The sequence below is a fragment of the Streptomyces sp. NPDC020875 genome, from assembly GCF_040641415.1.
Lineage (GTDB): Bacteria > Actinomycetota > Actinomycetes > Streptomycetales > Streptomycetaceae > Streptomyces.
This window is the reverse complement of the sequence record NZ_JBFADP010000058.1, coordinates 1-26,304: the sequence shown is the minus strand read 5'-3', so window position 1 is coordinate 26,304 and position 26,304 is coordinate 1. Positions and strand designations below refer to the sequence as shown.

The 26,304-nt window shown below is 72.0% G+C and carries 23 protein-coding genes and 1 pseudogene; 18 read left to right on the top strand and 6 right to left on the bottom strand.

Features of this window, described 5'->3' with window-relative positions; genetic code table 11:
• Positions 1–121 precede the first annotated feature (121 nt).
• Positions 122–514, top strand: coding sequence for a VOC family protein (locus AB0G74_RS27965; RefSeq protein ID WP_361151519.1), 393 nt, complete (start codon positions 122–124; stop codon positions 512–514).
• On the opposite strand, the gene AB0G74_RS27960 is transcribed toward AB0G74_RS27965, so the two are convergent.
• Together AB0G74_RS27960 and AB0G74_RS27955 are read right to left on the bottom strand one after the other, a co-directional pair.
• A complete protein-coding gene (locus AB0G74_RS27960; protein ID WP_361151517.1) occupies positions 454–1,212 on the bottom strand; it encodes an AraC family transcriptional regulator in 759 nt (252 codons plus the stop codon). The two genes, AB0G74_RS27965 and AB0G74_RS27960, sit on opposite strands and share 61 nt — an antisense overlap.
• Positions 1,213–1,232: 20 nt before the next feature.
• Positions 1,233–2,549 carry a YihY/virulence factor BrkB family protein gene (locus AB0G74_RS27955; protein WP_361151514.1) on the bottom strand — a complete coding sequence of 439 codons (1,317 nt, stop codon included), beginning with the start codon at positions 2,547–2,549 and terminating at the stop codon, positions 1,233–1,235.
• A 17-nt stretch (positions 2,550–2,566) separates the two neighbouring features.
• On the opposite strand from AB0G74_RS27955, the gene AB0G74_RS27950 reads away from it, so the two are divergent.
• From AB0G74_RS27950 to AB0G74_RS27880, 15 genes and pseudogenes are all read left to right on the top strand, one after another.
• Positions 2,567–4,207 carry an acyl-CoA dehydrogenase family protein gene (locus AB0G74_RS27950; protein WP_361151512.1) on the top strand — a complete coding sequence of 547 codons (1,641 nt, stop codon included), beginning with the start codon at positions 2,567–2,569 and terminating at the stop codon, positions 4,205–4,207.
• A 366-nt stretch (positions 4,208–4,573) separates the two neighbouring features.
• Positions 4,574–5,827 (top strand): GAF domain-containing protein, encoded by a 1,254-nt coding sequence (locus AB0G74_RS27945; RefSeq protein WP_361151509.1) that lies wholly within the window; start codon positions 4,574–4,576, stop codon positions 5,825–5,827.
• A gap of 62 nt (positions 5,828–5,889) precedes the next feature.
• Positions 5,890–6,120, top strand: coding sequence for a hypothetical protein (locus AB0G74_RS27940; RefSeq protein ID WP_361151506.1), 231 nt, complete (start codon positions 5,890–5,892; stop codon positions 6,118–6,120).
• Between the two features lie 672 nt (positions 6,121–6,792).
• Positions 6,793–7,359, top strand: coding sequence for a GNAT family N-acetyltransferase (locus AB0G74_RS27935; protein ID WP_361151503.1), 567 nt, complete (start codon positions 6,793–6,795; stop codon positions 7,357–7,359).
• A gap of 691 nt (positions 7,360–8,050) precedes the next feature.
• Complete coding sequence (locus AB0G74_RS27930; protein WP_361151500.1) at positions 8,051–9,748, top strand: nitrite/sulfite reductase; 1,698 nt, start codon at positions 8,051–8,053, stop codon at positions 9,746–9,748.
• Positions 9,749–9,854: 106 nt separating this feature from the next.
• Positions 9,855–10,043 (top strand): hypothetical protein, encoded by a 189-nt coding sequence (locus AB0G74_RS27925; protein WP_361151497.1) that lies wholly within the window; start codon positions 9,855–9,857, stop codon positions 10,041–10,043.
• Positions 10,040–10,738, top strand: a complete 699-nt coding sequence (locus AB0G74_RS27920) for a phosphoadenylyl-sulfate reductase (RefSeq protein WP_361151495.1) — start codon at positions 10,040–10,042, stop codon at positions 10,736–10,738. Before AB0G74_RS27925 ends, AB0G74_RS27920 begins: the two co-directional genes overlap by 4 nt.
• A 66-nt stretch (positions 10,739–10,804) precedes the next feature.
• Positions 10,805–11,365: pseudogene (cysC, locus tag AB0G74_RS27915) on the top strand (adenylyl-sulfate kinase); the annotation flags it as partial.
• 5 nt (positions 11,366–11,370) lie between these two features.
• Positions 11,371–12,303 (top strand): sulfate adenylyltransferase subunit CysD, encoded by a 933-nt coding sequence (gene cysD, locus AB0G74_RS27910; protein ID WP_361151591.1) that lies wholly within the window; start codon positions 11,371–11,373, stop codon positions 12,301–12,303.
• 3 nt (positions 12,304–12,306) lie between these two features.
• A complete protein-coding gene (locus AB0G74_RS27905) occupies positions 12,307–13,683 on the top strand; it encodes a GTP-binding protein (RefSeq protein WP_361151493.1) in 1,377 nt (458 codons plus the stop codon).
• A gap of 222 nt (positions 13,684–13,905) precedes the next feature.
• Entirely contained in the window at positions 13,906–15,015 is a 1,110-nt protein-coding gene (locus AB0G74_RS27900; protein ID WP_361151588.1) for an aliphatic sulfonate ABC transporter substrate-binding protein, read from the top strand.
• Between the two features lie 33 nt (positions 15,016–15,048).
• The gene (locus tag AB0G74_RS27895) at positions 15,049–15,855 is read left to right on the top strand and encodes an ABC transporter ATP-binding protein (protein WP_361151491.1); all 807 of its coding nucleotides are present in this window, start codon (positions 15,049–15,051) and stop codon (positions 15,853–15,855) included.
• Positions 15,842–16,756, top strand: coding sequence for an ABC transporter permease (locus tag AB0G74_RS27890; protein WP_361151489.1), 915 nt, complete (start codon positions 15,842–15,844; stop codon positions 16,754–16,756). Before AB0G74_RS27895 ends, AB0G74_RS27890 begins: the two co-directional genes overlap by 14 nt.
• 8 nt (positions 16,757–16,764) lie before the next feature.
• Positions 16,765–17,565: a sirohydrochlorin chelatase gene (locus AB0G74_RS27885; protein WP_361151487.1), complete on the top strand. Its 801-nt coding sequence runs from the start codon at positions 16,765–16,767 to the stop codon at positions 17,563–17,565.
• A gap of 339 nt (positions 17,566–17,904) precedes the next feature.
• The gene (locus AB0G74_RS27880) at positions 17,905–18,102 is read left to right on the top strand and encodes a DUF4236 domain-containing protein (protein WP_361151485.1); all 198 of its coding nucleotides are present in this window, start codon (positions 17,905–17,907) and stop codon (positions 18,100–18,102) included.
• 46 nt (positions 18,103–18,148) lie between these two features.
• On the opposite strand, the gene AB0G74_RS27875 is transcribed toward AB0G74_RS27880, so the two are convergent.
• On the bottom strand, positions 18,149–18,694 hold the full coding sequence (locus tag AB0G74_RS27875; RefSeq protein WP_361151483.1) for a DUF1697 domain-containing protein: 546 nt from the start codon (positions 18,692–18,694) through the stop codon (positions 18,149–18,151).
• A 236-nt stretch (positions 18,695–18,930) separates the two neighbouring features.
• Here AB0G74_RS27875 and AB0G74_RS27870 point away from each other — a divergent pair, with 236 nt between their 5' ends.
• A complete protein-coding gene (locus tag AB0G74_RS27870; RefSeq protein WP_361151480.1) occupies positions 18,931–21,243 on the top strand; it encodes an MMPL family transporter in 2,313 nt (770 codons plus the stop codon).
• Between the two features lie 458 nt (positions 21,244–21,701).
• Here the strand turns inward: AB0G74_RS27870 and AB0G74_RS27865 are convergent, their stop codons facing one another.
• The 3 genes from AB0G74_RS27865 to AB0G74_RS27855 all read right to left on the bottom strand — a co-directional run bounded on the left by AB0G74_RS27865 (position 21,702) and on the right by AB0G74_RS27855 (position 24,870).
• Positions 21,702–23,000 carry an extracellular solute-binding protein gene (locus tag AB0G74_RS27865; RefSeq protein WP_361151477.1) on the bottom strand — a complete coding sequence of 433 codons (1,299 nt, stop codon included), beginning with the start codon at positions 22,998–23,000 and terminating at the stop codon, positions 21,702–21,704.
• Complete coding sequence (locus AB0G74_RS27860) at positions 23,000–23,776, bottom strand: carbohydrate ABC transporter permease (protein ID WP_361151586.1); 777 nt, start codon at positions 23,774–23,776, stop codon at positions 23,000–23,002. The genes AB0G74_RS27865 and AB0G74_RS27860 overlap by 1 nt, the downstream gene beginning before the upstream one ends.
• A 125-nt stretch (positions 23,777–23,901) precedes the next feature.
• The gene (locus AB0G74_RS27855; RefSeq protein ID WP_361151584.1) at positions 23,902–24,870 is read right to left on the bottom strand and encodes a sugar ABC transporter permease; all 969 of its coding nucleotides are present in this window, start codon (positions 24,868–24,870) and stop codon (positions 23,902–23,904) included.
• A 214-nt stretch (positions 24,871–25,084) separates the two neighbouring features.
• Here AB0G74_RS27855 and AB0G74_RS27850 point away from each other — a divergent pair, with 214 nt between their 5' ends.
• Positions 25,085–25,936 carry an aminoglycoside phosphotransferase family protein gene (locus AB0G74_RS27850; RefSeq protein ID WP_361151474.1) on the top strand — a complete coding sequence of 284 codons (852 nt, stop codon included), beginning with the start codon at positions 25,085–25,087 and terminating at the stop codon, positions 25,934–25,936.
• The last annotated feature ends 368 nt before the right edge of the window (positions 25,937–26,304 follow it).

Here is a 26,304-nt window from a genome sequence, read left to right as displayed (position 1 = left end):
CCGTCGGCCACCCGAGCCCGGACTCGGGTCCGGCGGGTTCGACCTTTCGGCCGCGCCGCCGCCCCGCCCGTGTCCGAAAGGTTCAAGACCCGGTTCCGGCCGGGCGCCTACCGTGAGCGGCATGAACGCACGACTCGACGCCATCAGCCTCGTCGTCTCCGACATGGCCGCATCACTCGCCTTCTACCGCCGACTCGGGCTCGACGTGCCCGCCGACTCCGACGGGGCCCCGCATGCGGAGGCCACCACGCCCGGTGGGGTGCGGGTGCTGTGGGACACCGAGGAGGTCATCACGTCGTACGACCCGTCCTGGACCAGGCCCGTCGGCGGGGAGCGGATCGGGCTGGCGTTCCGGTGCGAGGGGGCCGCCGCCGTGGACGCGCTCCACGACGAGTTGGTCGGCGCCGGGTACGCGTCGCATCTCGCGCCGTGGGACGCGGTCTGGGGGCAGCGCTACGCCGTGGTGCTCGATCCCGACGGGATGGGCGTGTCGCTCTTCGCGGACGCCCAGTAGGAGCTGAGCGTCAGACCCGACAGCAGGCGCATCTCGCGGGCGAGATGCGCCTGGTCGGCATAGCCCGCCGAGACCGCCGCGGTCGCGTGGGGCGTGCCCCGGCCGATCAGGGCGAGGGCGCGCTGGAGGCGGAGTATCCGGGCCAAGGTCTTGGGGCCGTAGCCGAAGACCTCCAGGGAGCGGCGGTGCAGCCGCCGGACGCCGAGCCCTGTCGCCTCGGCCGTCGCGGCGACCGTCGAGCCGCCGTCGAGGAGGCGGACGATCCGGGCCGTCAGCGGGTCGGGTCCCCGGCCCTCGGCGTCCCGGGCTGCGGCGATCCGGACGGCCAGCGCCTCCAGGGCGGCCACCGGGTCGGCGGCCGTGTCGATCCGTTCGACGAGCCGCCGGGCCCGGGCGGCGCCGTGGAGATCGGCCAGTTCGACCCGCCGGTCGCGCAGTTCGCGGGCCGGGATCCCCAGCAGCGCGGGGGCCGTACCGGGGGCGAACCGTACGCCCACGTGGCGGACGCCCGCGCCGGACCCGGGGGCATAGGCCCGGGTGTCGGGTCCGGCGACGTACAGCCTGCCGGGGGTCCACAGCAGATCCATACAGCCGTCGGGGAGTACCGGCCGGGCCGCGGACGCCGCCCTGACCGGTCCCTTGGTCCAGACGATCGCACCGGGGACCGCCGAGGGCCGTTCGGCGTACCCGGATTCCATGGCTTCGACGTTACCGCCCGTTACCGTCGTTCGTCGCCGGACGGCCGGTCCGGCTTGTGGGCCGAGGGGCGGCCCGGGTACGGGGGATGCTGCGGGCGCGGCGGGTACTGGGGGTGCTGGGGGTACGCGGACGCGGGCGGGCCGCCCGTGATGTCGTTCGGCCCCGGGCGCTCCCCGGCGGGCGGTTTGGCGGTGTGCAGCCGGGACCGGACGTCGTCCGGGGGCAGGAAGCGGGACCAGCGCTCCGGGAACTCGGACGGCATGTCGCCCGGCCCGCCGTCGCCCTCGTCGCCGTCGCCGTCCGGGTCGTCGTCGCCGTCGTCGGCGTAGGTGTCGTACAGCCTGGCCGCCTGCGCCTTGGCCAGCACCTCCACCGCCTGCGCCTCCCGGAGCCGGTCGTTGGCGGCGCGCGCGGCGGCGGTCGCGACGGACGGCCAGACCCGGTCGATGGCCGCGTTGACGGCGGCGCCGACGAGTACGGCGAAGGCGGAGATCCCGATCCACAGCAGGACGGCGATGGGCGCGGCGAGCGAGCCGTAGATGGTGGGGCCCTCGACCGTACTGGTGATGTAGACCCGGAGCAGCGCGCTGCCCGCCACCCACATCCCGATCGCCACCAGCGCGCCCGGGACGTCCTCGATCCAGGGCGAGCGGACCGGGACGGAGACGTGGTAGAGCGTCGTCAGGAAGGCGATGCTGAGCAACAGGACCACGGGCCAGTAGAGGATCGTGACGAGCGTCGTGCCCCAGGGGACGAGTTCGACCACCCGGTCGGGTCCCACGGCCGCCAGCGGCAGCACCACCGCCCCGATCAGCAGGGCGACGAGATAGAGCAGAAACGCCAGCAGCCGGGTCGCGACGATGCCCCGGTGCCCGTCGAGTCCGTACATGACGGTGATGGTGTCGATGAAGACGTTCACCGCCCGGGAGCCCGACCAGAGCGCGATGGCGAAGCCGATCGAGATCAGATCGGGCCGGCCGCCGTGGGTGACATCGGCCAGCAGGGGTTTGGCGATCTCGTTGACGCCCCGTTCGGAGAGCACGGTCCCCACGGCGTTGAGGATGTTCTTCTCGATGGAGGCGACGGTGGTGGTGTCGGTCCACGAGTCGATATAGCCCAGAAGGCCGAGGAGTCCGAGCATCAGGGGCGGCAGCGACAGCAGGGTGAAGAACGCCGCCTCCGCCGCCAGCCCGAGGATCCGGTACTCGATACACGAGTTGACGGTGTCCTTCAGCAGCAGCCAGACCATCTTCCGCTTCGAGACGTTGCGGTAGAGGACCCGGGCTCGCTGGAGCCGCCCCGAATGCCGTTCGGGTGTTTCGTTTGCTGCCTGCACCTCCTTACCGTATCGGCATGGAGACCAGCACCCGCACAGTGACCAACCAGGCTCCGCCCCTGGTGGGATACGACGTCTTCGGTTCCGACCGCGCGCTGGGCGAGGCGGTCGCCCGGCATGTCGGGCCGGAGCTGGCGGAGGAGGTCCGTACGGAGCTGACGGAGCTCGGTACGGCGGCCGGATCGGCCCAGGCGCAGGAGTGGGGGCGGCTGGCGAACGAGTGTCCGCCCCGGCTGCGGACCCATGACCGGTACGGCGAGCGGATCGACGAGGTGGAGTTCCATCCGGCCTGGCACCGGCTGCTCGGGCACGCCGTCGGCGCCGGGCTCACCGACGCCTGGGGCCGCCCGGCCGGGCATGTCCGCCGGGCGGCGGGTTTTCTGGTCTGGTCGCAGGTGGAGGCGGGTCACGGCTGTCCGGTGTCGATGACGCACGCGGCCGTACCCGCGTTGCGGACGGACCCGGCCCTGGCCGCCGAGTGGGAGCCCCGGCTGACGTCCCGCGGCTACGAGGCGGGGCTGGTGCCCGCGGCCCGTAAGCCGGGTGTCCTGTTCGGGATGGGCATGACGGAGAAGCAGGGCGGCAGCGACGTCCGGGCCAACACCACCCGCGCCGAACCGGTGCCGGGCGGCGGGGACGAATACCGGCTGACCGGGCACAAATGGTTCTGCTCGGCACCGATGTCGGACGGATTCCTGGTCCTGGCACAGGCGCCGGAGGGGCTGACGTGCTTCCTGGTGCCGAGGGTGCTGGCGGACGGGTCCCGCAACGCGTTCCGGATCCAGCGTCTGAAGGACAAGCTGGGCAACCGTTCGAACGCGTCGGCGGAGGTGGAGTTCGACGGTACGACCCTGGCCCGCCGGGTCGGCGACGAGGGGCGCGGGGTGCCCACCATCATCGAGATGGTCGCGGCGACCCGGCTGGACTGCGTCCTGGGCTCGGCGGCGCAGATGCGGCAGGCGCTGGCCCAGGCGATCCACCACTCGGCGTACCGCCACGCCTTCGGCGGGCCGCTGATCGACAAGCCGCTGATGCGGAACGTACTGGCCGATCTGGCGCTGGAGTCGGAGGCGGCGACGGTGCTGGCGATGCGGCTCGCGGCGGCGTACGACGCCGATACGGACCCGGAGCGGGCGCTGCTGCGGATCGCGGTGCCCGCCGCCAAGTACTGGGTGACGAAGCGGTCCACGCCGATGGTGGGCGAGGCGCTGGAGTGTCTGGGCGGCAACGGCTACGTGGAGGAGTCCGGGCTGCCCCGGCTGCTGCGCGAGGCACCGCTGAACTCGATCTGGGAGGGCTCCGGCAATGTGCAGGCCCTGGACGTACTGCGGGCGCTCCAGCGGGAGCCGGGTGCGCTCGACGCGTATCTGCGGGAGGTGGGGCTCGCCCGGGGCGCGGACCACCGGCTGGACCGGGCGATCAAGGATCTGCTGACCGAACTCGCGGATCTGGAGGGCGTCGAGGGCCGGGCGCGGCGGCTGGTGGAGCGGATGGCGCTGGTCCTCCAGGGGTCGCTGCTGGTGCGCTGGGCGCCGCCGGAGGTGTCGGACGCGTTCTGCGCCTCCCGGCTCGGCGGCGACTGGGGCGCGGCTTTCGGGACCCTGCCGCACGGCCTGGCGACGGGCGCGGTGGTGGACCGGGCGCGGGCGGTGGTCTGAGCGGGGTACAGGGCTCCGCCCTGCCGCGGGCGGGGGACGCGGGCTCCCGGACGGGCCGGTCCGGCGCGTCCGGGGGGTGCGCGGGCTCCTCGGCGGGCCGCTCCGGCGGGCCGCCCCGCCGATGGGGCGCGCGGCCGGGGGCCGTACCGTGGTCAAAAGGATTTGGCCCCGGCGGTTGCGGGCACGGGACGCAAAGATGATCATGGTCGGGGTGGTGCTGCGCCGACACGGCACCACCCCTCGCGCCGTTCACTTTCGTACAGATGAACACCCATTCGCGAGAGTTGCAGAGGGTTGCAACGCTTGCCGCGAATCAGCCGTATCGCGGTGCCCGATCCGTTTCACGCCGAGGAGGACCCCCGCGTCGTGCAGACCACGCCGATCGATCTGGCCAGACTCGCCGCGATGGAACCGGCGGAGGCCGGACGGGTACTCCGGGGCATCCGGGACGCCGCACTCGACGGACGCCGTACCGCCCTCGGCCCCCGGTCCGACATCGGCGCCTCGTGGCGGCGGCTGCTGGACGGCGGGCTCGATCCGGAGCGCGGCGCCCGGGGCGGGCTGCTGCCCCGGGAGGAGATCGAGCGGCGGCGCTGCGACTCCCCGCTCCGTACGGTGCTGCCGGTCCTGCGCGAGGCGCTGGTCACCATCGCGGACGCGGCCCAGCACATCGTCACCGTCGCCGACGCGGACGCCCGGCTGCTCTGGCGCGAGGGCACGGCCGCGGTCCTGCGCAAGGGCGACGCGCACGGCTTCGTGATCGGCTCCGACTGGAGCGAGCCGCTCGCCGGGACCACGGCGGTCGGCACCGTCCTGGTCACCCGGCGGCCGGTCCACGTCCACGCGGCGGAGCACTTCGTCGCCGCGTACCACTCCTGGACCTGCGCCGGGGCACCGGTCACCGACCCGCGCGACGGCCGCCTGCTCGGCGTGGTCAATGTCAGCGGCCCCCAGAACACCCTCCACCCCACGGTGCTGCCCCTGGTCACGACGGTGGCCCGGCTGGCCGAGGCGGAACTGCGCCAGCGCCACCAGACGGCCCTGGAACGGCTGCGGGCCGTGGCGTCGCCGCTGCTGGGCCGGATGACCGGCCGGGCCCTGATCACCGACGGCAACGGCTGGCCCGCCGCCGTGATCGGGATGCCGCCGCCCCCGGGCCGGATCCAGCTCCCCCGGCCCCCGTCGACGGGCCGGTTCTGGCTGGCGTCGCTGGGCATGGCCGATGTCGAGCCGGTGCCCGGCGGCTGGCTGATCCGGGTGACGGAACCCGGCGGGCCGGGACCGGTGGCCCGGGTCGTCGTCGACCTCACCCGGCCCCGGTACGCGTCGGCGACCGTGCACGGCGCGGCGGGCAGCTGGGTTCAGGAGCTGAGCCCCCGCCACGCGGAGCTGCTGGGCCGGCTGGCGGCCCACCGCGAGGGCCGGACCGCGGCCCAGCTCGCGGAGGACCTCTTCGGCGACCCGACCAGAACGGTGACGGTACGCGCCGAACTGTCCCGGCTGCGCCGACAGCTGCCACATGTGATCACCAGCCGCCCGTACCGGTTCGCCGAGACCGTCGAGGTCGAGATCCGCCACCCGGCACCGGACCCGGAGGACGGGCCGCCCGAGGGCCCCTGACCCCGGGCGCTACGATGCGCCACGTCGGAAGCCGTGACCGAAGAGGCTGAAGGGGTGGGGCCGTGCTCGGGGGAATCCTGCTGGCGGTACTGGTCGTCGCGATCATCGGAGTCACCTGGGCCCTGACACGCTGGCGCCCCAGGCCCCGGTGGGCCAACCGCGACGGCCGCGACTGCCCGGGGTGCGGCGGCTTCCGGGTGACCACGGTGAACAACGGCACACGCCTCGACGGCATGCTCGAATGCCGCGCCTGCGCCCGGGTCTGGTCCCCGGAGAACCACACCCGCGACTGACCCCCACCCGGAGCCCGCCGCCCGCCGGACCCCTGGTCGCCCTCTCGCCGCCCTCATAAAGGGGCCCGGTCACCTTCCAGGGGCGGCGCCGGGGAGAGCGTTCGGGGGCGCGGGGAACTGCGCGACCAGCCCACCACGGGCGGCAGCCGGGAAAGCACAGTCGCCGCCACGGCGCGGTGCCGCGCCGTTTCGACGACGGGACCCCAGCGCCACCCGGGTCACCCCTCTCACCGCCCTCACAAAGAGAACCAGTCCCCCTGCCAGGGTCGGCGCCGGGAAGGGCATTCAGGGGCGCGGGGAACTGCGCGACAAGCCCACCACGGGCCGCAGCCGGGAAAGCACAGTCGCCGCCACGGCGAGGTGCCGCGCCGTTTCGACGACGGGACCCCAGCGCCACCCGGGTCGCCCCTCTCGCCGCCCCCGTAAAGAAGCCGGCCCCCTTTCCAAGGGCCGGCCCCTTCCAGCGGCGGCGCCGGGAAGGGCATTCAGGGGCGCGGGGAACTGCGCGACAAGCCACCGACGGGCCGCGGACCGCGAACAACATCGGGCCGCCGGGCGGGGCCCGGCTGGTAGGGCGGTGTCCGGAAGGGCCAAGGCCCTCCGGGGCGGGGGGGGGAGGCCACCGGCACCCCCACCCCGCGGCACGCGGCGACCCCGTGGTTCCCTGGGGGCATGAGCATCACCGTCACCACCTGGTCCCTTGAGCAGACCTCGCCCGCCGATCTGCGGCCCGCCGCCCCCGTGGGGCCCGATGTCACGGTCGTCCGGTCCGAGGTCCCGTCGCCCGAGTTCAGCCGGTTCCTGTACTCGGCCGTCGGCGGGGACGTGACCTGGACCGACCGGCTGGGGATGACCTACGCCGAGTGGGAGGCGGCGCTCGGCCGACCCGGGACCGAGACCTGGGTGGCGTACGAGCGGGGTACGCCCGCCGGGTACGCCGAGCTGGCGACCGACGGCGACGGCTCGGTGGAGATCGTCTACTTCGGGCTGATCGCCGCCTTCCGGGGCCGCCGGATCGGCGGGCATCTGCTGAGCGTGGCGACCGCCCGCGCCTGGGATCTGGCGGACCGCTGGCCCGACCTCCCCCCGACCAAGCGGGTCTGGCTGCACACCTGCTCGAAGGACGGTCCGCACGCCATGGAGAACTACCGGCGGCGCGGCTTCGCCCTCTTCGACACCAAGGTCGGCGAGGAGCCGGAGACGGCGACCCCGGGCCCGTGGCCCGGCGCCCACGGCTGAGCCGCGCGACCCACCCGTACACCGCACTCGCTACACCGCACCCGCGCATCCCCCGCGCACACCCACCCGTACGGCCCCCGGGCGACCCGCCCCGAGGGGCCGTACGCGCTTCCGCGTACGGGCGCCTCCCGCGCACCCCGGGCCGTACGCCCGGCACACGTCCGCCTTACACCCCCAAACACCCCCCGGGACCGTCCGCCACCCCTCCTCTACACCCGGCCGACCTCCGGGAACGCGCCATCGCGTGACCACCGCCACACGTCTCATAGTACGAGATACTTTTGTCCACCATCTGGATTACGGTGGACTCTCCTCCAATCGCCGTGCCACGCTTCCGTCATGTCTCGAGCTGGAATTGCCTTGGTGAGTCGGCGGCACGTCGACCACGGCCGCATGTCCAGCGCCATCTGTCCCGCCTGCTGACAGCCCAGCACCACCGCTCCCTCAGGTAGCCGTCGCCAGCCGAGCATTCCGCCGTCCGATCCGCCGAGCACGCCGATCCTCCCGCCCGCTCCACCTGCGCGTTCGCACCACTTTCGACTGAACACCGCCAGATCGCCCCGTACACCGCCCGACCTGCGCCTGTTCTCCGCCTGCCACTCACCGCACTTCCGCACCCCGCGCACCGTCGCGCGGACCGTCAGTGTGCGGTCGCGAGCCGCCCTCCCGTTGCCCCGAAGGACATACCGCCATGGCCGCCACACCGGACAAGCCCGCTCCCGCAGCCGCCCGCCGCAAGGCCGGCCGCCACCGCGGCGAAGGACAGTGGGCCGCGGGCCATTTGACGCCCCTCAACGCCAACGAGCAGACGAAGAAGGACGACGACGGTCTCAATGTGCGGACACGCATTGAGACGATCTACGCCAAGCGGGGTTTCGACTCCATCGACGGCGCCGACCTCCGCGGCCGGATGCGCTGGTGGGGTCTGTACACCCAGCGCAAGCCCGGGATCGACGGCGGGAAGACCGCGATCCTGGAGCCGGAGGAGCTGGACGACAGCTACTTCATGCTCCGGGTCCGGATCGACGGCGGCCGGCTGACCACCCGCCAGCTCCGGGTGATCGGGGAGATCTCCGAGGAGTTCGCCCGCGGCACCGCCGACATCACCGACCGGCAGAACGTCCAGTACCACTGGATCCGGATCGAGGACATGCCGGAGATCTGGCGGCGCCTGGAGGCCGTCGGGCTCTCCACCACGGAGGCGTGCGGTGACACCCCCCGCGTCATCCTGGGTTCCCCGGTCGCCGGGATCGCCGCGGACGAGATCATCGACGGCACGCCCGCGATCGACGAGATCTACCGCCGGATCGTCGGCAACAAGGACTTCTCCAACCTGCCGCGGAAGTTCAAGTCCGCGATCTCCGGCTCGCCGCTGCTGGATGTGGCCCATGAGATCAACGACATCTCCTTCGTCGGGGTGAACCACCCCGAGCAGGGCCCCGGCTTCGACGTCTGGGTCGGCGGCGGGCTCTCCACCAACCCCAAGCTCGGGGTCAGGCTCGGTGTCTGGGTGTCGCTGGACGACGTCCCGGACGTCTACGAGGGCGTCATCTCCATCTTCCGCGACTACGGCTACCGCCGGCTCCGCAACCGGGCCCGGCTGAAGTTCCTGGTCGCCGACTGGGGGCCGGAGAAGTTCCGCCAGGTGCTGGAGGACCAGTACCTGCTGCGCAAGCTCTCCGACGGGCCCGCGCCCGAGGTACCCGTACAGCAGTGGCGTGACCACGTCGGTGTCCACCGCCAGCTGGACGGCCGGTTCTACATCGGCTTCGCGCCGCGCGTCGGCCGGGTGGACGGCACGATCCTCACCAAGATCGCCGATCTGGCGGAGGCGCACGGCTCCGGCCGGGTCCGTACCACGGCCGAGCAGAAGATGATCGTCCTCGATGTCGAGGAGGACCAGGTCGACTCGGTCGTCGCCGGGCTGGAGGCGCTCGATCTGCGGGTCACGCCGTCGCCGTTCCGGCGGGGCACCATGGCCTGCACCGGTATCGAGTTCTGCAAGCTGGCGATCGTCGAGACCAAGGGCCGCGGTGCGTCCCTCATCGACGAACTGGAGCGACGGCTGCCGGAGTTCGACCAGCCGATCACCATCAACCTCAACGGCTGCCCCAACGCCTGCGCCCGGATCCAGGTGGCGGACATCGGTCTCAAGGGCCAGCTGGTCCTGGACGACGACGGCCGCCAGGTCGAGGGCTACCAGGTCCACCTCGGCGGCGCCCTCGGCCTGGAGCCCGGCTTCGGCCGCAAGGTCCGCGGCCTGAAGGTCACCTCCGACGGCCTCCCGGACTATGTCGAGCGGGTCCTGCGCCGCTTCCAGGAGCAGCGCGAGGACGGCGAGCGGTTCGCCCAGTGGGCGGCGCGGGCATCGGAAGAGGCCCTCTCGTGAGCGACGCGCGCGCGGCAGCCGGGCCGCGGACGACGACGAAACCCGCACAGCGCCGCGCGAGCGGAGAAGCGAACAGAGTGATCGGTGCCCCCGAGGGCGGTACACGATGAGCGAGCGGGCGGCGCCGTTCTACTGCCCCTACTGCGGGGACGAGGATCTGCGGCCCAACGAGCAGGGGCACGGCGCCTGGGAGTGTGCCGCGTGCAACCGGGGCTTTCAGCTGAAGTTCCTCGGGCTGCTCGCCCGGGGGCTGCGCGAGCGCGGCAGCGGTGACGGGGGAAAGGACACGATATGACGGTCACGGAGACGGCCGGGCTACGGGCCCTGGCCGAGCGGGCCGGGCACGAACTGGAGGACGCTCCGGCGCTGGAGATCCTCACCTGGGCCGCCGAGACCTTCGGCGACCGGTTCTGTGTCACCTCCTCCATGGAGGACGCGGTCGTGGCCCATCTCGCCGCCCGGGCCAGGCCCGGCGTGGACGTGGTCTTCCTGGACACCGGCTACCACTTCCCGGAGACCATCGGTACCCGGGACGCGGTCGAGGCCGTGATGGACGTCCGGCTGATCACTCTCACGCCCCGGCAGACCGTCGCCGAGCAGGACGCCGAGTACGGGCCGCGGCTGCACGACCGCGACCCGGACCTCTGCTGCGCGCTGCGCAAGGTCAGGCCGCTGGAGGAGGGGCTGGCGGGTTACGACGCCTGGGCGACCGGGCTGCGCCGCGACGAGTCCCCGACCCGGGCGAACACCCCGGTGGTGGGCTGGGACGAGCGGCGGCGGAAGGTGAAGATCTCGCCGATCGCCCGCTGGACTCAGGACGACGTGGACGCCTATGTGGCCGAGCACGGGGTACTGACCAATCCACTGCTGATGGACGGCTACGCCTCCGTGGGCTGCGCCCCCTGCACCCGCCGGGTGGCGGCGGGGGAGGACGCCCGCGCCGGACGCTGGGCCGGGCGCGGCAAGACCGAATGCGGGCTGCACGGCTGACCGCCGACGACAGGACGGACCACGGCGGGCCGACACGGGCCGCGCCGTTCCGCCACCGATGACGAAGCCGCTGATGACGAATCGGAGAATGACATGACCGGGGCCACGATCTGGCTCACCGGCCTGCCGAGCGCCGGAAAGACCACGATCGCGCACGAGGTCGCCGGCCGGCTGCGGGCCCGCGGGCGGCGTACCGAGGTACTCGACGGAGACGAGATCCGTGAGTTCCTCTCCGCCGGGCTGGGTTTCGACCGGGCCGACCGGGACACCAATGTGCGGCGGATCGGTTTCGTCGCCGAGCTGCTCGCCTCGCACGGGGTGATCGTCCTGGTACCGGTGATCGCGCCGTACGAGGAGAGCCGTGCGGCGGTCCGCAAGCGCCACCAGGCCGAGGGCACCGGCTACGCCGAGGTGCATGTGGCGACGCCGGTGGACGTCTGCTCCGAGCGGGATGTGAAGGGGCTCTACGCCAAGCAGGCGGCGGGTGAGCTGACCGGGCTGACCGGTGTGGACGATCCGTACGAGGTACCGGACTCCCCCGATCTGCGGATCGAGTCCCAGAACCAGACCGTGGCCCAGTCCGCGGACGCGGTATGGGCGTTGCTGGCCGAGAGGGGCCTGGTGTGAGTGGCGTGGTGACGGGTGCGAGCCAGGACGTGGACGACAGTCCGTACGCGCTCACGCACCTGGACTCCCTCGAGTCGGAGTCGGTGCATATCTTCCGCGAGGTGGCGGGCGAGTTCGAGCGGCCGGTGGTGTTGTTCTCCGGCGGCAAGGACTCCATCGTGATGCTGCATCTGGCGCTGAAGGCGTTCGCCCCGGCGAAGGTGCCGTTCGCCCTGTTGCACGTGGACACCGGGCACAACTTCCCCGAGGTACTGGACTACCGCGACCGGGCGGTGGCGCGGCACGGGCTGCGGCTGCATGTGGCGTCGGTCCAGGACTACATCGACCGGGGGGTGCTGCGGGAGCGCCCGGACGGGACCCGTAATCCGCTGCAGACCCTGCCGCTGACCGAGAAGATCGCGGCCGAGCGGTTCGACGCGGTCTTCGGCGGCGGGCGGCGCGACGAGGAGAAGGCGCGGGCGAAGGAACGGGTGTTCTCGCTCCGGGACGAGTTCTCGCAGTGGGACCCCCGGCGGCAGCGGCCGGAGCTGTGGCAGCTCTACAACGGCCGCCACGCGCCGGGCGAGCACGTCCGGGTCTTCCCGCTCTCCAACTGGACCGAGCTGGACGTCTGGCAGTACATCGCCCGGGAGAAGATCGAGCTGCCGGAGATCTACTTCGCCCATGAGCGGGACGTCTTCGCCCGGAACGGGATGTGGCTGACCGGCGGGGACTGGGGCGGTGCGGCCGACGACGAGCCGGTGGAGCGGCGGCTGGTGCGCTACCGCACGGTCGGCGACATGTCGTGCACCGGTGCCGTGGACTCGGACGCCACCACCCTGGAAGCGGTGATCGCGGAGATCGCGGCGTCCCGGCTCACGGAACGGGGCGCTACCCGCGCGGACGACAAGTTGTCCGAGGCGGCGATGGAGGACCGCAAGCGGGAAGGCTATTTCTAGATCATGACATCCACCCCCACCACCGACGGTACGAGCGCGGCGGACGCGCTGCTGTCGGCGACGACGCTGCTGCGGTTCGCCACCGCCGGTTCGGTCGACGACGGTAAGTCGACCCTGGTCGGACGGCTGCTCCATGACTCCAAGTCGGTCCTGACCGACCAGTTGGAGGCGGTCGAGCACGCCTCGCGGAGCCGGGGCGCCGAGGGCCCCGACCTGGCGCTGCTCACCGACGGTCTGCGGGCCGAGCGGGAGCAGGGCATCACCATCGATGTCGCCTACCGCTACTTCGCCACGCCCCGGCGGCGGTTCATCCTCGCGGACACCCCCGGGCATGTGCAGTACACCCGGAACATGGTCACCGGGGCGTCCACCGCCGATCTCGCGGTGGTCCTGGTCGACGCCCGGAACGGTGTGGTCGAGCAGACCCGCCGGCATGCCGCCGTCGCCGCCCTGCTGCGGGTGCCGCATGTGGTGCTGGCGGTCAACAAGATGGACCTCGTGGACTACGCGGAGGAGGTGTTCGCCTCGATCGCCGAGGAGTTCACCGCGTACGCCACGGCGCTCGGGGTCCCCGAGATCACCGCGATCCCGATCTCGGCACTGGCCGGGGACAATGTGGTCGAGCCCTCGGCGACGATGGACTGGTACGGCGGCCCCACGGTGCTGGAGCATCTGGAGACCGTGCCGGTCAGCCATGATCTGGCGTCCTGCCACGCCCGGCTGCCGGTGCAGTACGTGATCCGGCCGCAGAGCGCCGAACACCCGGACTACCGGGGGTACGCGGGGCAGATCGCGGCGGGCACGTTCCGTACCGGTGAGTCCGTGACGGTCCTGCCGGGCGGGCGGACCTCCACCGTGAAGGCGATCGATCTGCTGGGCGAGCGGGTGGACGTCGCCTGGACCCCGCAGTCGGTGACCCTCCTGCTGGAGGACGACATCGACATCTCGCGCGGTGATCTGATCGTGCCGACCGCGGACGCTCCCGAGCCGGGCCAGGACCTGGAGGCGACGGTCTGCCATGTCGCCGACCAGCCGCTGACCGTGGGCCACCGGGTGCTGCTGAAGCACACCACGCGGACGGTGAAGGCGATCGTCAAGGAGATACCGGCCCGGGTCACCCTGGACGATCTCTCCCACCACCCGGAGCCCGGGAAGCTGGTCGCCAATGACATCGGTCTGGTGAAGGTGCGGACCGCGGAGCCGATCGCCCTGGACTCCTACGCGGAGTCCCGGCGTACCGGTTCCTTCCTTCTGATCGACCCGGCCGACGGCACGACGCTGGCGGCCGGGATGGCGGGCGATTCCTTCGCCACCGCCGACAGGGCCGCCCCGGCGGACCCGAACACCACGACCGGCCAGGACGCGGAGTGGGACTTCTGATGAGAAATGTATTCGCCACCTTCGCCGTCGAGGGTGGCCGGGTGGGCAGCGGCAGGCTCGGCTCCGGATCGGGGGGTGTCGCGCGATGTGCGGGATGACCCGTCGCCCGACCAGCCCGATCCGTCCGTTCCGGACGGCTGCATCCACCACCCATGTCCCGGTCGCCGCGCCCGCGCGGCGGGTGCGCCGGGGCTTACGAGAGGAAACCCTCGCGTGCCTGCCATTGCCCGATCCAGAACTCCGCTGCGTCGCTCGCTCGTCGCGGCCGCCGCACTGCCGCTGCTGATCGGGGCCCTCGCGTCCTGCGGCTACGGTTCCGAGAAGGCCGACAAGGACGACAAGGCCCCCGTCGCCAAGGGTGAGAAGCTCTCCGCGGACTCCGTTCGCGTGGGCTACTTCCCCAATCTGACCCATGCCACCGCGCTCGTCGGCGAGCAGGAGGGCATCCTCCAGAAGGAGCTGGGCGGCACCCAGATCAAGTCGACCACGTTCAACGCCGGTCCCTCGGAGATCGAGGCGCTGAACGCGGGCTCCATCGACATCGGCTTCATCGGCCCCTCCCCCGCGGTGAACGGCTTCACCAAGTCCAAGGGGAAGAATCTGCGGATCGTCGCGGGCTCGGCGTCCGGCGGGGTGAAGCTGGTGGTCAACCCCGACAAGATCAAGACCCTGGACGACCTCAAGGGCAAGAAGATCGCCACCCCGCAGCTCGGCAACACCCAGGACGTGGCCTTCCTCAACTGGATCTCCACCCGGGGCTGGAAGACCGACCCGCAGAGCGGCAAGGGCGACGTCTCCGTGGTCCGTACCGACAACAAGATCGCCCCGGACGCCTACAAGTCGGGCTCCATAGACGGCGCCTGGGCTCCCGAGCCGACCGCGTCCCGGCTGGTCGCCCAGGGTGCGAAGGTCCTGCTGGACGAGTCGACGCTCTGGCCGGACAAGAAGTTCGTGATCACCCATGTGATCGTCTCCCAGAAGTTCCTGAAGGACCACCCGGACGTGGTGGAGGCGTTCGTCCGCGGCACGGTGAAGACCAATGCCTGGATCAACGCCGACCCGAACCGGGCCAAGGCGTCCGCCAACGCCCGGCTGAAGGCGCTGACCGGCAAGGAGCTGCCGAAGGAGATCATCGACGGCGCCTGGCCGTCGATCACGTTCCTCGACGACCCGCTGGCCTCGACGCTGAAGACGCAGGCCGACTACGCGGTGGAGGCCGGGCTGCTGAAGGAGCCCGACCTGGCGGGGATCTACGACCTGACGAGTCTGAACAAGGTCCTGAAGACCGAGGGCAAGCCCGGGGCCACCGATGCCGGACTCGGCGTCAAGTAAGCCGTACGCGTTGAATCCCAGGAGGTGACGACCATGGCCAGCACCACACTGCCGAAGGGCCGGACGGATTCCGGTTCCGAGACCGCTCCGCCGGAGCACGCGGCACGCATCGAGCACGTGTCGAAGTCCTTCGCCACGCCCGGGGGGCGGCAACTCGTCCTCGACGACATCAGCCTCGATGTCGCGCCGGGCGAGTTCGTCACCCTCCTGGGGGCGTCGGGCTGCGGCAAGTCCACCCTGCTCAATCTGGTGGCGGGGCTCGACGCGCCGACCGCGGGGTCGATCGAGACCCCCGGCGGACGGCCGGCCCTGATGTTCCAGGAGCATGCCCTGTTCCCGTGGCTGACCGCGGGAAAGAACATCGAACTGGCGCTGCGGCTGCGCGGCGTGCCCAAGGCCGAGCGGCGTCCGGAGGCGGAGCGGCTGCTGGAGCTGGTCCGGCTCCAGGGCTCGTACGGCAAGCGGGTGCACGAGCTGTCCGGCGGTATGCGGCAGCGCGTGGCGCTGGCCAGGGCGCTCGCCCAGGACAGCCAGCTGCTGCTGATGGACGAGCCGTTCGCGGCGCTGGACGCCATCACCCGGGACGTGCTCCACGACGAGCTGACCCGGATCTGGCGCGAGACCCGGCTCTCGGTGCTCTTCGTGACCCACAACGTCCGTGAGGCCGTGCGGCTGGCCGAGCGGGTCGTGCTGTTGTCGTCGCGACCGGGCCGGATCGCCCGGGAGTGGCGGGTCGGCATCGAACAGCCGCGCAGGATCGAGGACTCGGCCGTGGCCGAACTGTCCGTCGAGATCACCGAGGAACTGCGGGGGGAGATCCGCCGACATGGCCAGCACTGAGACACCGTCCCCGGCGAAGGGCCGGGCCGGGGACGACGGCGGGAACCACGATCTCGCCGGTCTGGAGGCCGGGCTCGACGCCCTGGACTCCGTCCAGACCCAGCGGGCGTCGTTCAAAGAGGTACTGCTGGGGAAGGTGGTACCGCCGCTGACGGCGGTGGCACTCGTCCTGGTGATCTGGCAGACCCTGGTCTCGGCCGAGGTCACGGACGAGGGCAGTCTGCCCGCGCCGTCCGCGGTCTGGGACAGTGTGTCCGATCTCTGGATGCAGGGCACCCTGCTGGAGATCGTCTGGACCAGTGTCTCCCGTGGTCTGCTGGGCTTTCTGCTCGCCCTCGCGATCGGCACCCCGCTGGGGCTGCTGGTCGCCCGGGTGAAGTTCGTCCGGGCCGCGATCGGGCCGATCCTCTCCGGTCTCCAGTCGCTGCCTTCGGTGGCGTGGGTACCCCCGGCGGTGATCTGGCTCGGGCTCAACAACCAGATGATGTACGCGGTCATCCTGCTGGGCGCGGTGCCGTCGATCGCCAACGGACTGGTCTCCGGGGTGAACCAGGTACCGCCGCTCTTCCTGCGGGCGGGCCGCACCATGGGCGCCACCGGACTGAAGGGCACCTGGTTCGTCGTGATGCCCGCGGCGCTGCCCGGCTATGTCGCCGGACTCAAGCAGGGCTGGGCGTTCTCCTGGCGGTCCCTGATGGCGGCCGAGATCATCGCCTCGTCGCCTGATCTGGGCCTCGGTCTGGGCCAGTTGCTGGAGAACGGCCGGAACAACTCGGACATGCCCGGGGTGTTCCTGGCGATCCTGCTGATCCTGGTGGTCGGCATCGCCATCGATCTGCTCATCTTCAGTCCACTGGAGCGCGCGATCCTTCGGGGCCGCGGTCTCCTCGTCAAGAGCTGAGCGCAGTCATGGACCGACCCCGTCTCCTCGTCGTCGCCCACGGCAGCCGTGACCCCCGGCACGCCGCGACCGTCCACGCCCTGGTGCGCCGGGTCCGGTCGCTGCGGCCGGGGCTGCGGGTGGAGACGGGGTTCCTCGACTTCAACGCGCCCACGGTGCCCCGGGTCCTCGAACGGCTCGCCGCCGAGGACCCGGGCGCCGAGGTCGTAGCGCTTCCCCTGCTGCTGACCAGGGCCTTCCACGCCAAGTCGGATATCCCGGCGGTACTGGCGGACGCGTCCGCCCGGCTGCCCGGACTACGGATCCGGCAGGCCGGGGTACTGGGCCCGTCACCGCTGCTCACGGCGGCGGTACGGCGGCGGCTGTACGAGGCGGGGGCCGGACGCACCCCCGCCGAACGACGCTCGACGGGGCTGGTACTGGCCTCGGCGGGCTCCACGGACCCGGAGGCGATCGCAGTGATCGCAGACATGGCGCGGGAGCTGAGGCGCACCGGTTGGTGCTCCGTGCGGCCTGCGTTCGCCTCCGCATCCCTTCCGCGTACGGAGGACGCCGTACGCATGCTGCGGGCCGACGGCTGCGCCCGGGTGGCCGTCGCCCCGTATGTGATCGCACCGGGACGGCTGCCGGACCGGATCGCCGAGGGCGCCCGGGACGCGGACGTGCTCGCGGACGTCCTGGGCCCCTGCCTCGAACTGGCCCGGCTGGTCGTCCGCCGGTTCGACGAGGCCGTGGCGGCGGCGACCCCGGCGAAGACGGACTCACAACCGGTCTCCGGCGCGCTCGGCCGCCTCGGGGTCACCGCCTGATCCACCGCCGCCCGACCCCGAGGACGTCTCGGGGTCGCAGCCGGGCGTACGGGCGGCGCCGCCGGTGACACGATCGTCGCGGGGCGGTGACGGGACCGGGCCGACGGCAACGCATGATGGATACCGTGCCTAGGCCGTGTCGTCACAGTGGCGCCTGGCCCGCGACGCCCGGCACGCGCACTCGCGGCGTTGTCGGGATTCCCGAGTACGTCCAGTACGAGGGAACCCCTCCGCCTTGCGACTGCACGCACCGGACGCCGCGGGCCCCGCCCTTCGGGCGGACGGCGCCATTGTGACGACACGGCCTAGGGAAGGTACCCGAGGGGAAGGAGGCCCGGTATGCCGTTCCACTACCACAAGCGGATCACCGTGATCCCGAAGCTGCTCCATGTCACCATCAGCCGCCACGGCTGGTCCTGGTCGCTCGGCGGACGCCGGGCTCATATCACCGGCGACCGGCGCGGGGCGCGGGGCGGGGCCGTACGGCTGCCCGGTGGCTTCACGCTCCGCCGGGACCGGCGGCGGCACCACCACTGAGCCTCCGGCCGCGTGTCCTCGCCGCCCCGGTCGGGCCCGGCGCCGCTCAGCCCGTCAGCTCGACCAGCTTTCTGACGGTGTTCCAGTTACGGCTGGTGGCGACGAGGCCCCTGGTGAGGGTGGGGCGGGCCAGGGCGTCGGCCAGTTTGGAGCCGCCCAGCCCGTCGGGGGCGTAGAGATAGAGCGCCCGGTCGCCGAGCCGGAAGTCCTCGGGGGCGTACGTCCGGCGGTCGACGGCGGCGAACCTTTCGGCGGTCACCGGCTGGGAGAAGAAGGTGACATGAAGCTGGCGTCCCTCCAGTTCGGCGGCCGGGAAGGGGCAGCCGTCGGCGACGGCCCGCAGATAGGCCGCGCTGCGGACCAGGGTGTCGACGGCGAAACCGAACCGTTCCTCGATGGCGCGTTCCAGCTCCCGGGCGAGGGCGTCCTCGTCCCCGCCGGAGCTGGTGAAGACCGCGTTGCCGCTCTGCAGATAGGTGGCTACCCCGCCGTGGCCCAGTCCTTCGAGGACTTCCCGCAGTTCGGCCATGGGCACTTTGCGGTGCCCTCCGACGTTGATCCCCCGTAGCAGTGCCGCGTATCCCGTGGTCATGGGCTCAGCCTAGGCCGTGCTCCCCGGGAGCCACAGCCGTCCCGTCCCGGCGATAGGTGTAAGGGGTCGCGGTCTTCCGCGTCGGGGACGGGACCGGTACCGGCGGATGAGAGCGGCGGTTCCCGGCTCACCGGTGAGACGGATCCCCCGGTCCACCACCGCCCCTAGCGTCGATGTCCGTGACCTGAAGTCGCCGGCACGGAGCCGGCGCGGGGCCGGGAGGGGCGCGGACGCTCATGGCGCGGACAGTGGGGCAGACGGAGACGGCCGGAGGGCCGGGCGGCAGACCCGGGCGGCGAAACGGCGGGCGGGACGCGGGGCCGCGCGGATTCGCCGCGCGGGCCGGGGGCTGGAGCGCCCGGCACCGCTGGGCCGCGGTGGGGATCTGGGTGCTGTTCGTCCTGGTGACGATGGTCGCCGGTACGGCGGTCGGGCAGAAGGACCTCAAGGACAGCGACCAGCTCAAGGGTGAGACGTCCCAGGCGGCCCGGATCATCGAGGACGCGGGCATCGAGGACCCGGCGACCGAGCGGGTCCTGCTGGCCGCGTGGGACGCCGGAGGGCCAGGGGCGAAGGACCCGGAGTTCCGGGCCGCCGTGGCCGCGGTGATCAAGGAGGTGAAGGCGACCGGTGAAGCCACCGAGCCGTCCTCCCCGTACGACACCGGGGCCATTTCCGAGGACGGCCGCAGCGCCCTCGTCCAGTTCGACGTCCGCGGCGATCCGGAGACCGCGCCCGAGCGGGTCGACCCGCTGCTGAAGGCGGTGGCGAAGGCCCAGGACCAGCACCCCGGGCTGCGGATCGAACAGATCGGCGGCGCCAGCATGGAGAAGGTCTTCGAGAAGGCGTTCGGCGACGACTTCAAGCAGGCCGAGTACTCCGCCGTCCCCGTCGCCCTCGGCATTCTGCTGATCGCCTTCGGCGCGCTGGTGGCCGCGCTGGTCCCGGTGGTCCTGGCGATCACCGCCATCATGGCCACGATCGGGCTGATGGGCCTGATCAGCCAGGTCATGCCGATGACGGACACCGCGAACTCGGTGATGCTGCTGGTCGGTCTCGCCGTCGGCGTCGACTACTGCCTCTTCTATCTGCGGCGCGAACGCGAGGAGCGGGCGGCCGGCCGGGACGCCGCGACGGCGATCCGGATCGCGGCGGCCACCAGCGGCCGGGCCGTCGTCGTCTCCGGTGTCACGGTCTGCGTCGCCATGGGCGGCATGCTCTTCACCGGTATCGGCGAGTTCGAGTCCATGGGTCTGGCGTCGCTGATCGTGGTCGCCGTCGCGATGGTCGGCTCGGTGACCGTACTCCCGGCGCTGCTGTCGCTGCTGGGCGAGCGGGTCGAGAAGGGCCGGGTGCCGTTCCTGGCCCGGCTGAAGAAGGGCAACGGCGAGAGCCGGTTCTGGCGGGCGGTACTCGGCCGGGTCCTCAAGCGCCCCGTCGCTTCCCTGGTGATCGCCACCGGCGCGCTGGCCGCGATCGCGCTGCCCGCGGTCGGGATGAAGACCCAGGAGCTGAAGCTGGACCAGGAGTTCGGCTCCTCCGTCCCGATCGTCGCTACGTACGAGCGGCTCAACGAGGCGTTCCCCGGCGGGGCCGAGCCCGCGACCGTCGTCGTCCGGGCCGATGACATCGACGCGGCGCCGGTGAAGCGGGCGATCGGGACCTTCACCGAGCGGGCGGTGTCGTCGGGCGCGTCGCAGGGCCCCGTGAAGGTCGAGAGCCACCCCGACCGGAATATCGCCTTCATCTCCGTACCGCTGGTCGGCGGCTCCGACCAGGAACGCGCCGAGAAGAGCCTCGGCCTGCTGCGGGACGAGGTCAGGCCCGAGGTCTTCGGCACGCTCTCCGGTGTGGAGGCGCCGATCACCGGCCAGGTCGCCGGATCCAAGGACTTCAACGACCAGCTGTCGGGCGCGGTCGTACCGGTCTTCGCCTTCGTCGTCGTCTTCGCCTTGGTCCTGATGCTGCTGTCGTTCCGCTCACTGACGATCGCGGTCACCTCCATCGTCCTCAACCTGCTCTCGGTGGGCGCCGCGTACGGCATCCTCACCGCCGTCTTCCAGCACGGCTGGGGCGCGTCGCTCGTCGGCGCGGAGGGCGTCGGGGCGGTCGTGGCCTGGCTGCCGCTCTTCCTCTTCGTCATCCTGTTCGGGCTCTCGATGGACTACCACGTCTTCGTGGTCTCCCGGATCCGCGAGGCGAAGCTGCGGGGCATGGACACCCGGGACGCGATCTCCCACGGTGTGGTCACCACGGCGGGCGTCGTCACCAGCGCGGCCGTCATCATGGTCGCCGTCTTCGCGATCTTCGGCACGCTGTCGATGCAGTCGATGAAGCAGATGGGCGTCGGCCTCGCGGCGGCGGTCCTGATCGACGCGACGGTGATCCGGGGCGTGCTGCTGCCGTCGGTGATGGCGCTCCTGGGCGACGCGAACTGGTACTTCCCCAAGTGGCTCCACCGCCTGCCGGACCTCACCCACGACGAGCCCGCGCCCTCGGAGCCCGCCGCCACCACGGACCCGGCTCCCCTGCGGGTCCCCGTCGGCTAGCCCCGCCGGCCCGGGCCATCCAAGGCCCGGGCCGCGCCGCGCCCGGCGACCTGGTGTCGTCGGCGGTCTGCGGACCGCCTGTGGCTGGTCGCGCAGTTCCCCGCGCCCCTAAATGCTCTCCCCGGCGCCGCCCCTGAAAGGAACCCGTCCTTCTGCGAGGGCGACGAGAAGGGCAACCAGGGGCGCGGGGAACTGCGCGACAAGCCACGGACGGCGCGGGGTCGCCCGACAACACCCGCCCGGCAGGGCATTGTGCGCGAATGACCTCACCCGGAGGGCCAAGGCGCTGGGGGTCCCCCCATCGCCGAAGACATAGGGGGCGGAACTGCGCGACCGGCCACGACGGTGGTGCGGACCGCGAACTACATCAGGTCGCCGGGCGAGACCCGGGTAGTTGGCCTCACCCGGAGGGCCAAGGCGCTGGGGTCCCCCCATCACCGAAGACACAGAACGCCGCGTCAGTCGCGCTGGTAGCGGGCCAGGACCAGATTCCCGTCGCGTTCCAGGCGTCGTTTCAGTTCCCGTTCACCGATCGCCCCGCTGTAGTACTCCTGGTACGCCGGGGTGGCCACCTTGTCCTTCCATTCGGGGTAGCCGCGGACCGACTGCGCGGGCGCGGACCGCAGGCCCCGGGCGAGCGCCGTGCCGACGGCCCAGCCGTCGTCGGGGACGGTGAGTGCCGGGTCGGCGAGGGCCGTCCGCCCGGTGGGCAGCATCCAGTCGCCCCGGGCGAGCCGGACCGTGTTCGCGGGCCGCAGCAGGAAGTCGACGAACGCCGCCGCCGCCTGTTTGTGCCGGGTGTCCTCGGCGATGGAGAGGGTTTGCGGGCTGACGCCCTGGATCGCGCCTTCGGGTCCGACCGGCATCGGCAGGACCGTCCAGCGGAAGCCTTCGGGGGCCTGCTGCGCGATCTGCTGGCGGTAGGAGAACCCGAGCGGCACTATCGCGTATTTGCCGCCGAAGAACCCGGGCAGCGCGTCGGAGCCGCCCGAGCCGAGGATCGTCTTGGAGGCCGTGCCGTCTTCGTTGACCTGGTCCCGGATCACTCCGGGCACCAGCGCGTCGCCGGGGCCGAAGCGGATCCGGGCCTTTCCGTCGGTGTCGCGGTGGAAGAGCCGGCCGCCCGCGGAGAGGCCGAGGTTGAGGGTGGTGGCGACGGGTTCCTTCAGCGGCCAGGCGACCGCGTGCCGCCCCTCCCCCATGGTCCGGGTGAGCTCCCGGGTGACGGTCCGGAACTCCTGCCAGCTCCAGGGCCGTTCCGGCGTCGGCAGCCGGATGCCCGACTTCTCGACGATGTCCCGGTTGGCGATCAGTACCTTCGGTTCCTGGAGGAACGGCACCCCGTACACGCCGTCGCCGAAGGTCGTGGTCTCCCAGCTGGCCTGCGGGATATCGGCGGTCAGCCGGTCCGGTAGCAGGGGCCGGAGGTCCGCGAGATAGCCGCCGTAGGCGAAGTCCGCGAGGTCGTCGGAGGCGTTGTGGATGATGTCGGGCGCCTCACCGCCTTCGAAGGAGGTGAGGAGCTGGTCGTGGACGCTGCTCCAGCTGCCCTGGACGTACTGGACGCGTATCCCGGGGTTGGCCGCGTTCCACTCCCGTACCAGCTCCTTGTTGGCGGTCACGGACTCCTGCTGCCAGGCCAGTGAGAGGAACCTGAGCCGGATCACCCCGTCCCCGGCGTCCTCGCCGCCGCCGGTGCAGGCGGCCGTGGTGAGGAGGAGCAGCAGGGCCGCCGCGGCGGTCAGCGCGCGCCGCATCACTTCACCGCCCCCGCGAGGACGCCGCCGGTGATCCGCCGCTGGATCAGCGCGAAGATCACCAGTGACGGCAGGGTGGCGAGGAACGCCGCCGCCGCCAGCGGTCCGAGGTCGGCGACGCCTTCCGCGCCCAGGAAGTGGGTCAGCACCACCGGCAGGGTCTGTTTCTCCGGTGATTTCAGGAGCACCAGGGCGAAGAAGAACTCGTTCCACGCGATGATGAAGGAGAAGAGCGCCGTGACGACGATCCCGGGCGCGAGCAGTGGTGCCGTCACGGAGACCAGGGTCCGCAGCCGTCCCGCGCCGTCGACCGCCGCGGCCTCCTCCAGCTCCCTGGGGACGGCGCGGACGTACCCCATCAGCATCCACAGGGCGAACGGCAGCGCCCAGACCACGTACACCAGGATCAGCCCCCACAGTGTGTTGATCATCCGGAGGTTCTTCAGGACCAGGAACAGCGGGATGATCACCAGGACGAAGGGGAACGCCTGGCTCACCACCACCCAGACCGTGGTGGCCGTGGAGAGCCTGCCCCGGATCCGGGCGACGGCGTACGCGGCGGGGGTCGCGATCAGTACCGCGATCACGGCGGCGGCCAGCGCGACCAGCAGACTGTTCCCGGCGGCCCGCAGCAGTGGATGTTCGTCGAACGCCTGCCGGAAGTTGCCGAGTGTCGGATCGTCGGGGATCCAGGCGGGGTGGAGCGACGCCAGTTCCCCGGCCGGTTTGAAGGCGGTGGAGACCAGCCACAGGAACGGCAGGGCGAGAAAGAGCAGATAGCCGGTGAGGGCGGCGTACTGGGCGGCGCGGCCGACGGCCCGGCGCGGATTCCGGGGCCGGGCGCGGGGCCGGTCGGGGAGCGGGGCGCGGGGCCGTCGCGGCTCCGCCGTGGGTGTCCGGGTCACCGCTCGTCGCCTCCTCTGAGCCGTCCCACCAGATACACCGAGAGCAGTACGGAGATCACCGCGACCATGGCGAGCCCCATAGCGGCGGCGTAGCCGAACTGCCCGTACTTGAAAGCCTGTTCGTAGGCGAAAAGGGTGGGGAGCCGGGTCCGTCCGCCGGGCCCGCCGCTGGTGAGCACCCACACCAGGGCGAAGGCGTTGAAGTTCCAGATGAAGTTGAGCGCCGTGATCGCCAGGGCGACGGGCCGGATAGCGGGCCAGGTGACGGTACGGAACCGGCGCCAGGCGCCCGCGCCGTCCAGGGCGGCGGCCTCGTGCAGTTCGCGCGGGGTGTTCTGGAGACCCGCGAGCAGGGCGACCGTGGTCTGCGGCATCCCCGCCCAGACGGCGACCACGATCACCGCGGGCAGGGCCGTGCCGAGACCGGTCAGCCAGTCCCGGCCGTCCCCGAGTCCGGTATCGCGCAGGGTCTCGTTGAGGACGCCCGCGTCGGGGTGGTAGACGAGCCGCCAGATGATGCCGACGACGACCTCCGGCATCGCCCACGGGATGATCGCCAGCGACCGGGCGAGCCAGCGCAGCCGGAGCTGCTGGGTGAGCAGCAGGGCGAGGCCGAGGGCGAGCAGGAACTGGGGGACGGTCACCCCGACGGCCCACACCAGTCCGATCCCGAAGGACTCCCAGAAGAGGGTGTCCTGCCGCAGATCACTGAAGTTCAGCAGCCCGATCCACCGGGTGGACTCCGTACGGCCCGACTGGGCGTCGGTGAAGGCGAGCGCCACGCCGTACAGCAGGGGTCCGACGCTGAGGATCAGGATGGGGACGAGGGCGGGGAGTACGAGGAACCAGGCGCCGTGGTCGAGGGGTTTCGCGGGCCCCGCCCGGCCGGGCCCGGCTCTCCGAGCCTTCCGGGTCCGCCGGGCCTTCCCGGCCCCGGTTCGGCCGGTCTCCGGTGCCGCCGTCACACCTGTCACCGATTCGGCTCCTTCACTTCGGACCGGGGCGCGCCCCGGCCGGTGTGACCCCCGTCACTGGCCCAGGTCATGGTCCTGAGCGGCCGGGGGCCCGTCAAGCACACCTGCCGCGGATGCGACACTTTGGCGTGTTCGTACGGGTGAGCGGTGCTCCGGATACGACACGGGACACGGGTACGGGACACGGAAGGACGGCGGTACGGCGGTGGACGCGACACGCGCACGTGAGGTGCTGACGGCGGCCGGACTGCCCGAGGGCGAACTCATCGCCCTCGGCGAGAACGCGGTCTTCACGGCGGGCGACCTCGTGGTCAAGGTCGGCCGGACGGCCGAACTGCTGGCCCGGGCGGAACGGGAGGTCGCCGTCGGCACCTGGCTCGCGGCCGAGGACGTGCCCGCGGTACGTCCCGCGTGGGACACGGCCCGGCTCGTCGACGGTCACCCGGTGACGGCCTGGCACCGGCTGCCGGACCCGGTACGCCCCGCGGACCCGGTGGATCTCGCGGCGCTGCTGCGGCGGGTCCACGCCCTGCCGGAACCGCCGCCCGGGCTCGTACTGCCGCCGCGTGAACTCCTCGGCGGGGTGGACCGGTGGCTCCGGCTGGCGGGCGACGCGATCGACCCGGCGGACGCGGCGTATCTCCGGGAGCGGCGGGACGGTTTCGCGGCGGCGGCCGCCGCGCTGACGCCCCGGCTGGCACCGGGGCCGATCCACGGGGACGCGCTGCCGCGCAATGTCCATATCGGGCCGGATGGTCCGGTCCTGGTCGACCTGGAGACCTTCTCGGCGGATCTGCGCGAGCACGATCTGGTGGTGATGGCCCTCTCGTACGACCGGTACGGGCTCCCGGCGGAGGCGTACGACGCGTTCGTCACCGCGTACGGCTGGGACGTCCGCGAGTGGGAGGGCTGCGAGGTGCTGCGGGGCGCGCGGGAGACGGCGAGCTGTGCGTGGGTGGCCCAGCACGCCCCGACGAACCCGAACGCCCTGAAGGAGTTCACCCGCCGGGTCCACTCCCTCCGCGCCGCCCTCCCCACGAGGTGGTACCCCTTCTAGGGTGACGCTTGAGTCCAATGGCGGGACCCCCAGCGCCTTGGCCCTCCGGGTGAGGCCCACGCCTTTCGCCCAGCGGAGCGAGCATTGTCGGGCGACCGCGCGCCGTCCGTGGCTGTTCGCGCAGTTCCGCCCCCTATGCCTTCGGCAATGGGGGGACCCCCAGCGCCTTGGCCCTTCAAGTGAGGCCCACAACCCGGGCCGCGCCCAGCAGCCTGATGTTGTTCGCGGTGCGCACCACCGTCGTGGCTTGTCGCGCAGTTCCCCGCGCCCCTAAAAGCCTCTCCCCGGCCCCGCCCCTGGGAAGTAAGGGGCCCGCCTTCCTACGAGGGCGACGAGGAGGGCAACCCAGGGGCGCGGGGAACTGCGCG